The sequence below is a fragment of the Paenisporosarcina sp. P5_A11 genome (genome assembly GCF_056400705.1).
Map to the genome: position 1 here is coordinate 1 of NZ_JBFUKT010000267.1, position 3,042 is coordinate 3,042.

3 protein-coding genes and 1 pseudogene are annotated in these 3,042 nt (G+C 37.3%); 2 read left to right on the forward strand and 2 right to left on the reverse strand.

Annotated features, from left to right (window positions below; all coding sequences use genetic code 11):
• Positions 1 to 348: pseudogene (locus AC1DOS_RS19100) on the forward strand (type II toxin-antitoxin system HicB family antitoxin); the annotation flags it as partial.
• A gap of 294 nt (positions 349 to 642) precedes the next feature.
• On the opposite strand, the gene AC1DOS_RS19105 reads toward AC1DOS_RS19100, so the two are convergent.
• Both AC1DOS_RS19105 and AC1DOS_RS19110 read right to left on the reverse strand, forming a co-directional pair.
• Positions 643 to 978: a YolD-like family protein gene (locus AC1DOS_RS19105; protein ID WP_477538776.1), complete on the reverse strand. Its 336-nt coding sequence runs from the start codon at positions 976 to 978 to the stop codon at positions 643 to 645.
• A 154-nt stretch (positions 979 to 1,132) separates the two neighbouring features.
• Positions 1,133 to 1,750: a TetR/AcrR family transcriptional regulator gene (locus AC1DOS_RS19110; protein ID WP_477538777.1), complete on the reverse strand. Its 618-nt coding sequence runs from the start codon at positions 1,748 to 1,750 to the stop codon at positions 1,133 to 1,135.
• A 306-nt stretch (positions 1,751 to 2,056) separates the two neighbouring features.
• On the opposite strand from AC1DOS_RS19110, the gene AC1DOS_RS19115 reads away from it, so the two are divergent.
• A partial coding sequence (locus AC1DOS_RS19115; RefSeq protein WP_477538778.1) for a CocE/NonD family hydrolase occupies positions 2,057 to 3,042 on the forward strand: 986 nt, incomplete at its 3' end.

The following is a 3,042-nucleotide window of genomic DNA, read 5'->3' on the forward strand; positions in this document are numbered from 1 at the left end:
GAGTGGGATATATTCTTCGATGATTATTCAGAGGAAGAGGAAACCCTTTTTTTTGATTCCTCCTATAAAAAAAATCCCGATTGGCCTGATGAGATTTTACTCTTTTCTGTTCATTTACGATCCGAAGCTCAGGAGAAGTTTAATCAATTTGTTGAAAATGTAATCTTAAAACGTCGAACTTCCAATGAGTGGTTAGAGAGGGAGAAAAATCGATTAGATTACATAGGGGGTTCTAATAATGTAGTTCTTTTTGAATTTATTGATGAAAAAGTAACAATTGGAGAGATGACAGAAAGTGAAGTAGCTTTAATTAAACAAGAAATGACCACAGATTTAGGTGATCAATAGGCTGCCATGAAAAGCAGCTTTTTTTATTGAGTAAGGAAACTGGTTACTTCCCAATTCGGGTGTTATGTCAACCTGGGATGTGTACGTGATACAATCCAGCCAGCAGGTGACTCGCCATTTGCGTTGCATATTCATATGTTCGGTTAAAAACATGCCTTGCCACTTAATGATTTTATCAAGACTTTTTTTTGAAAAATCTTTTTAATTTCAAACATTCATTCTTTAAAGATATGTCCATATAGATAGTCCTTTTCATTTAGTCCTGCTTTTAATGCTACTCAATTTTTTTGAAAATTATTCATTGTAGTTTGATATCCCCATGATATTTTCTAATTTTAAAAAGTGCTTTTCAGCCCGTTGATCAATAATTCTTAACTCTTTTTTTAATACATCGAAATAGTGAATATTGCCAATGTATTGTCTGATATCCCCTTGAAAATAATAAGCAAATTCCAAGGTATTAATCATTTCCATAGCCTCAGATACAATTTCATTAAACTGTTCATATTTCTGTTCATCAAGAGACGGTTTTGGAATCTTATTATAACTTGCGTTATATTCCCTCAACATCTTTACATGTTCAGGTAACATTAGTGAAACCCACTTTTTATTACCTCTATCGCGGATCATTTTGTCCCCTCTTTTCTCTACATATGAATCCTTTTTTCAATCTTGCTATTCAAAAAGATTTTGGCATTCAATTGTACTACGCAATGGTTAGTTCAAGAACAAATTAAAAAAGGACAGTACATAAAAAACTTGGATACTGTCCTTTTACCTATCATTACTTTTTCATACCAGCCGCAAAGAAGGGACCATTAACCGTAATGGTCGTTAGGATGCGAGCCATTTCTTGAGGAGATTCTTTCCTGCCACTTTCCAACCATTGTTGAATGACCCCTATTATTGCATTTCCCATATAAGAAGCTAAATATTGTCCTGGAACAAGAAGATTTTCTTCCTTTACAAATGCGTTTGGATTATTTCCATAGAGTGTTTCCCACATAAATTTTTTCAGTCTTGTTTGAAATGATAAATCCCCTTTGGGACCTAACACAGCTTTCATAAATTCACCATTTATATTTAAATACTCAAATAATGAAACTGTAAAGGAAAATGGTGTCAAAGTCTGAGAGTCAGTTTCAAGCGCGGCAATAACACTTGGGAAGTTTTGCTTTGTAATTCTGGACATATCAAGCATAATTTCCTCCTCGCATTTAGTCATTAAATCAAATTTGTCTTGATAGTGTGCATAAAATGTACCTCTATTTATTTTCGCACTAATTGTTATGTCTTTAACCGTAATTGCTTCGAACCCTTTTTCATTTATTAATTCTACTAATGCGTGTCGAATTGATTCTTTTGTCCGAATGACACGTAAATCAGTATTACTATTACGCAAGCAAATTCCTCCTTCCTTTTACCCAACACAATTATTAAAGGTGTTCCGTAACCAACACATTTGCCATTTTTAATTATTGAACAGAACCTAATTCAATTTTATAATTTGAAAAGTAATACACAACAGGTTGTTCTTTATTATAACTTAACATCTAGGAGGGATACAGCCAACTTTTAACAAAAATATACGCTAAGCAAAATTCAACATCATCTAATCTGTATGTTTCCACTCAAAGTTGGGAGGCTACTTTTAAGGAACTTATAGGTTACAGCGGATGAATTTTTAATGAAAGGAAGTAGATGTAAAATGAACAAATTCTTGGGTCGTCCTGATCTGAAAACGACACATCCCAATGACACTAAACCAGGTTTGAACAAAATAGTCATGACTACGGCGCATTTTGGAAATCAAGAGATGATAATGGAGAAGGATGTTCCCATTAAAATGCGAGATGGGGTCACAATATACGTCAATGTTTTCCGTCCGAATAAGCCTGGGAAGTTTCCGGTGGTAATGAGCATGGATCCATATAATAAAGATGGCTTACCCCCCTATGATACTTTTCGTCAAGTCTGGCCGACGGTAGGTACTATCGTCACATCTCTTTTTGCGCCATTTGAGTCACCTGATCCCGGTTTTTGGGTGCCAAACGATTATATATTGATTAAAATCGCAACGCGGGGTAGTTCAAATTCGGAAGGTGACCTCTATCCTTGGACGAAAACGGAAACTCAAGATTATTATGAAGTCATCGAATGGGCCGGCGTTCAGGAGTGGAGCGATGGCAATGTGGGACTAAACGGTGTGTCATATCTGGCCATGACCCAATGGCGGGTTGCCGCTATAAATCCGCCTCATCTGAAGGCGATCATCCCGTGGGAAGGGACTTCTGATCTGTACCGGGAATGGTACTTTCACGGCGGAATACCGGAAACGGTTTTCTCAGCTGATTTCGAGAAGTTGCAACATACCCGGTGGCCAAATAACAACATAGAAGAAATGGTAGAGACGCAAAAAGAACATCCGTTACTCGATGAGCACTGGGAAGAAAGACAGGTTACATTGTCCGATATCAAGGTACCCATGTTTGTTTGCGCCAGCTGGTCCACTCAAGGGTTGCATAACCGCGGTACCTTTGAAGGCTTTAAACAGGCTTCATCCAAAGACAAGTGGCTGCTGGTTCATGGCCGCAAGGAATGGGAAACCTACTATTTGCGTGAATCGCTGGAACAACAGAAGGAGTTCTTCGATTATTTCCTGAAAGGCATTGAGAATGATTGGATGGATACGCC